The organism is Methanospirillum sp., from assembly GCF_035560735.1.
Lineage (GTDB): Archaea > Halobacteriota > Methanomicrobia > Methanomicrobiales > Methanospirillaceae > Methanospirillum.
In genome coordinates this window covers 1-5584 of the sequence record NZ_DATMYY010000049.1, presented here as the reverse complement: position 1 = coordinate 5584, position 5584 = coordinate 1, and the positions used below count along the sequence as shown (strand labels likewise).

Below are 5584 nucleotides of genomic sequence, written 5' to 3'. Positions count from 1 at the left end.
TCAATCAATGATTCGATTGCATCCAAATAGTGAAAAATTCATCAGATCAGAGTTAGGATTGACAATACATGACAAAAAACACCAACCTTGACCAAACCATGAAATCCCATCATCATTATCCTGATTTTTTCAGTATATGACAGGCTACATAATGTCCGTCTCCTCTATCCTGAAGCTCAGGTTTCAGTTGTGAACATATTTCCTCTTTTATCCTGCATCGCAGATAGTAAGGGCATCCTGAACTATTCTGAATGTGCAGATTATCCCTGATTTTAAGTGTATCCTGTGAATTTCTCCGGTGATATCCAGGCATTGAGAGCAGAAGAGCTTGAGAGTAGGGGTGCAGCGGAGATTCAAAAAATCGTATCGTATCACTCTGCTCTACAATCCTTCCCTTGTACATCACTGCAACAACATCTGCCATGATCTTTATAACTTTCAGATGATGAGAAATGAAGAGGTATCCAATGCCCTCTTCTTTTTGCAGTTCTTTCAGTAATTCTAGAATTTGAGCCTGAACAGAATAATCCAGGGAAGCTGCCGGTTCATCTGCAATAATATACTGCGGATGCAATGATATCGCCCTTGCGATACAAATTCTCTGACGCTGGCCCCCAGATAATTCATGTGGATATCGATGAAGAAGATCCTGGCCTAGTCCTACTCTTTTTAGGAGAATACTTACAGCCTTATTTGATGAATCCAGATGGTGCACAACAAGTGGTTCAACAACAAGTTGCTCAAGGGTCATCCGTGGGTTGAGAGCTGATTCATTATTCTGAAATACTATCTGGATATGTTTTCGCAGATTCAGAACATCTGAGAGATTTGAATTGACCGGTGTTCCATTAAAGAATAATTTTCCAGATGTTTGCTGTACCAGATGAGTGGCGATCAATCCAAGGGTTGTTTTTCCAGAACCACTCTCACCAACAACTCCAACCGTTTCTCCAGGGGAAATCGAAAGTGATACAGAGTCTACTGCTAAAATGGCTTTTTTTCTGAAAAACCCGGATGAATACTGCTTTGAAATATTGACAAGTTCAAGCATGATGGCACCTGACAAACCCACTCGGGACCTCCTTTACAAGAGGAGGGTGTGTCGTACATATATGAGTAGAAACCCGACACCGTGGATGAAACCTGCACCCACAAGGAAGGGAACCGAATTCAGGAACAACACCAGGGATCGGTTTCAGATCTGAACCTGCCATGGCACTGATGAGTGCATGAGAATATGGATGAAGAGGTTTTTTTAAAAAGGTTGCAATATCGCATATCTCAACAATTTCCCCGGCATACATGACCATGATAGTATCGCAAAGTTCAGAGGCTACATCAATATCATGGGTAATAATAAGAAGAGAACAGTTCTGGGTTCTGATTTTCTCTTTTATGAGATCGAGAATCTGTGCCTGGTTTATCAGATCCAATGCGGTAGTAGGTTCATCAGTAATCAGGAGTTTTGGGTGAGATGCCATTGCCATTGCAATCATGACTCTCTGTTGCATACCTCCGCTTAATTGATGAGGGAACTGATGATGCCAGTCTGGATCCATCCCGACAGATACAAGTAAGTCTTTGACCTGCTCTTCCCTAACAGTTCCTGAAAGATGCATACATTTTTTCACTGATTCTGATATCTGCCACCCGATTGAATAAACGGGGTTCAAACAGGTTTTTGGTTGTTCAAAAACCATCGATATTTCAGTTCCCCTGATTCTTTGAAGATCTCTATTGCTGCAATCTACAAGATTGAGCCCTTCAAAAATAATCCGACCTTCAATTTTGGCACTATCAGCGAGTAATCTCAGGATAGAGAGGGCAACAATTGTTTTTCCACACCCACTCTCGCCGATAAGACCTACCCGTTCATTCTGCCTGATAGAAAAGGAGACCTTTGAACATATCTCGATATTTTTGTTGTTTGTAAAAAATGTAACAGAGAGATCCTGGACATTAAGTAGAGATGATGCATTGACAATCAAACCTGCACACCATCCACGTTCTTTGGATCCAGGACATCCCGCAGACCATCTCCGACCAGATTACATGAAAATACTGTGATGAAGATCATAAATCCTGGGAAAAACATAAGCGTTGGAACAGTTCCCATATATTTCTGCCCTGCATTTAGCATGGATCCCCATTCAGGAATCGGAGGCTGGGATCCAAGACCCAGATAACTCATTCCACAGATTCCCAGGAGAACGATACCAATGTCAAGGGTTGCAAGGACAATAATAGGTCCAATAATGTTTGGAATGATATGGCGGGTTATAATTCTGAAATGATTACAGCCTATCGCCTTTGCTGATAAGATAAAATCCTGCTCTTTTACAACAAGAACTTCAGATCTGATAACACGAGAATAGGAAACCCACCCGGTTGCAACCATGGCAAGGATAAGATTAAAAGTAGATGGACCCAAAAGGCCGGCAACCGCAAATGCGAGGAGAAGAGAGGGAAAGGAGAGAAAAATATCTACAATTCTCATCAGGATCTCATCGACGACATTACCTGCATACCCGGCAATGAGACCTATGGATACTCCTATTATCAGGCATCCAAAAGTTACTGCAATTGCCGTGAGAAGAGAGACCCGGGTTCCGTATAGTAACCTGCTAAAGTAATCTCTTCCCAGTTCATCGGTTCCCATGATATGCTGGTATGATGGAGATTGCAGACGTTCAGAGAGATTTACCAGGTATGGATCTGCTGATGTGATCAATGGTGCACATACACCAAGAATGATAACAATGAGCAGAATACAGAAGCCTACCTGTACTGATCTATCCATCTTGAGTTTATCATACATACGACTCATAGCAGATCTCCAGATTCAGGTGTCATACCACGGATTCTGACACGGGGATCCACTATACAGTATACAATATCTGCAAACAGATTGACGATAATATACATAAGCGCAATTATAAGGAAAAAACCCTGGATTACAGGAATGTCGCGTGAATAAATTGACTCAATGAGGAAACTGCCAACTCCGTTAAGTGTAAAAACGGTTTCAATAATCACCGTTCCTGCTGCAAGGCTTCCAAGTTGCATGCAGAATATCGTAATAACCGGAATTATTGCATTTTTCAGCCCATGCACCCATACAATTCTCCGCTCACTCAGTCCTTTTGATCGTGCAGTTCTGATGTAGTTCTGCCGTAATGTTTCAAGCATTCCGGCTCTCGTCAGTCTCATTAATGTGCTCATTTGAGCAAATGTAAGGATCAAAACCGGAAGAATCAGCATCGTCGGATAACTATCCTCAAGAACCCGGACCCATCTCAAACAGAGAGCAAAAACAAAAATCGATACAGCTCCAAGCCAGTATCCCGGAATTGAGATACCACACAGGGCGATGGCTCGTGTCAGATGATCTATCCAACTGTTCTGCCTGCAGGCTGATATGATTCCAAGGGGCAAGGCAATGAGAAAGGCAAGTATTTCAGAAAATAGTGCGATCTGTAGTGTTAAAGAAAACCTGGATGAGAATTCATCAAATACCGGATTTCCAGTCCTGAAAGAGATTCCGAAATCGCCAGTTGCAATCCGGCATAACCAGTGATAATACTGAACAAGTACTGGGTCATTGAGTCCATGACTTTCTTTGAACTCTGCGACAACCTCGGCACTTGGATCAACACTCCCATATTGCTCATGGAGCAAAATTTCAGCGGGATCTCCCGGAGAGAGAAAAACAAGTCCGAATGTTATCAGGGTTACACCGATTAACGTTGGGAAAACAAAAACAAGTCGTGTTAAAATGCCGTAATTCATGATCCTGTACAAAAAAAGATCAGGAGGAGACCTCGACAGTCTTCAGGTTAAAGATAAAGTCTGATGCCGGGATCTCAAATCCTTTTACCTTTGACTGGGTAGCAAAAATCTTCTCATCCTGATAGATTGGAATCATCAGTGAGTGATCCTGCAGATAGGTGAAGATGTTGTTTAAGATCTGCTGGCGTGATGATTCATCTGTTGAGGCGTATGCATTGTCGATCATCGTATCAAGTGCTGGATCTGAATACTGGAGTCTGCCTCCCGTGTACCAGTACGCCTTAAGCGTGATGAGCGGATCGTAAATTACTCCCCAGGGACCATAGATGTACATGTCATAATCATGAGATTTTGTGACTGCATCCCACCATGCTCCTCCTTCCATTGAATTAATATTGACTTTTATGCCGACGTTTTTCAGATCTGCCTGGATTGTTTCTGCAAGAGGCCTTTGATCAGATACTCCGTATCCAGACCAGGGCATTAAACTTGGAATTATTAAATTAAGTTCAAGGTTAGAGCCGCCTTTTTCGCGTATTCCATCATTGTTTGTGTCTTCATATCCAGCAACAGATAACAGTTCTTTTGCCTTATCAGGATTGTAATCATATCCGGAAACTACACCCGATTCAACGGCCTGCTTAAAGTATGGTATAGTAGTTGAGAATGCACCTTTGCCTGGAGTATAGATCCCTTCAAACAGATCTGATGCAATCGATTTCGTGTTTATTGCATGGTTTAATGCTTCACGGACTTTCTCATCTGCCAGAGGTCCCTTTGAATAATTCGGAATAAGGCCAATTGCCATATCTCCATCACGTTTTTCAATGGAGATCCCACTTGTTGATTCGAGATCCTGAACTCTGCTCGGTTCTATTGTTGATAGACCAGATCCCAGAATATCAACTTCACCTGATTTGAGAGCCATTGTCCTGGTATTTTCATCAGGGATTAATTTAAACACAATCTTATCGACTTTTGGTTTTTCACCCCAGTATTTGTCATTTCGAACAAGAACATATTCTTTTCCATCTGTATAACTCTCAAATTTGAATGGACCTGTTCCAATCGGTGTTTCAAAAGTTCCGTTTGGATCCCCTTTTGGATTTACCGAGTTCGGGCTCATTATCCGCTGTGGCCTGCACAAACTCATCTCCTGGAGAATTGAATAGGATGGTTTATCATAATAGATCTTTACCGTGTTATCATCAACAACTTCAATTTTTGAGAAGTCATCCATGCTCATCCAAGCGGCTGAATCCTTTTTCTGGAGCCGCTCCATGCTAAACTTGACTGCATTTGCGTCACATGGAGTGCCATCTGAGAACTGAACTCCTTTGCGAAGATGGTACGTGTACACCTTTCCATCAGAGGATACTTCCCATGATTCGGCAAGCCCAGGTTTTATCTCACCACCATCTCCGTATTCAACCAATGCATCATACACTTGGGAATATACCGGCATTGGTGCATTGTATGCCTGTGCATCTAGACCACCGCTATATCCTTTCACTTTCATCTCAGAGAGTCCGACAGTTAAGGTGCTCTCAGCACCAGCTGCAAGAGGAATTGCTGTAATAAAAACCAACGTAACCAGAAATAGTCCGGTAAGTAATACATGCCCTGTTTTTTTCATACAAACCACAAAACCCAGTTAATATAACAAAGGTCATCAAAGTGACCAATGCAGAATCGTGAAGCATCGAATAACCATTATCCGGGCTGCCTCTCCTCTTTGATGATGTGTATTCAATCATCAAGAAAAAGCGATTATCATCAGATCAGATGAGTAATC

General features: G+C 42.1%; 5 protein-coding genes. All 5 read right to left on the bottom strand.

All coding sequences use genetic code 11. The features are described from left to right. Positions 1 to 115: 115 nt before the first annotated feature. From VN429_RS01295 to VN429_RS01275, 5 genes are read right to left on the bottom strand one after another with little or no spacing between them, the layout of a single operon-like run. On the bottom strand, positions 116 to 1051 hold the full coding sequence (locus VN429_RS01295) for an oligopeptide/dipeptide ABC transporter ATP-binding protein (RefSeq protein WP_325628958.1): 936 nt from the start codon (positions 1049 to 1051) through the stop codon (positions 116 to 118). Continuing rightward, on the bottom strand, positions 1044 to 1988 hold the full coding sequence (locus VN429_RS01290) for an ABC transporter ATP-binding protein (RefSeq protein ID WP_325628956.1): 945 nt from the start codon (positions 1986 to 1988) through the stop codon (positions 1044 to 1046). The genes VN429_RS01295 and VN429_RS01290 overlap by 8 nt, the downstream gene beginning before the upstream one ends. Beyond that, positions 1985 to 2827 carry a nickel transporter permease gene (nikC, locus tag VN429_RS01285; protein WP_325628954.1) on the bottom strand — a complete coding sequence of 281 codons (843 nt, stop codon included), beginning with the start codon at positions 2825 to 2827 and terminating at the stop codon, positions 1985 to 1987. The genes VN429_RS01290 and nikC overlap by 4 nt, the downstream gene beginning before the upstream one ends. Next, positions 2824 to 3789, bottom strand: coding sequence for an ABC transporter permease (locus VN429_RS01280; protein ID WP_325628952.1), 966 nt, complete (start codon positions 3787 to 3789; stop codon positions 2824 to 2826). The genes nikC and VN429_RS01280 overlap by 4 nt, the downstream gene beginning before the upstream one ends. A gap of 19 nt (positions 3790 to 3808) precedes the next feature. Next, a complete protein-coding gene (locus VN429_RS01275; RefSeq protein WP_325628950.1) occupies positions 3809 to 5425 on the bottom strand; it encodes an ABC transporter substrate-binding protein in 1617 nt (538 codons plus the stop codon). Between the last annotated feature and the right edge of the window lie 159 nt (positions 5426 to 5584).